Here is a 215-nt window from a genome sequence, read left to right as displayed (position 1 = left end):
ACTACCACAGTATCTCTGACTTTAGAAAGAACAATCCCCTTGCATTAAAGAACCTGTTCAAACTCTTTGTAGTTTTCCTGAAAGATGCCGATTTAATAGGTTGTCAAACCATTGCCATTGATGGAACTAAAAGCCGAGCGCACAATAGCCGTAAAGCTAATTTCAATCAAAAGAAAATAGATAAACATTTAGAATACATCGAAATCAAAACCCAG

General features: G+C 35.8%; 1 pseudogene. It reads left to right on the top strand.

From position 1 onward, the window contains the following. Positions 1–215: pseudogene (locus FLACHUCJ7_RS25190) on the top strand (IS1182 family transposase); the annotation flags it as partial.

This window comes from Flavobacterium salmonis, assembly GCF_903819435.1.
GTDB classification, from domain to species: Bacteria; Bacteroidota; Bacteroidia; order Flavobacteriales; family Flavobacteriaceae; genus Flavobacterium; species Flavobacterium chungangense.
The sequence above is the reverse complement of the archived record's forward strand: the minus strand, read 5'-3'. Positions and strand labels throughout refer to the sequence as shown.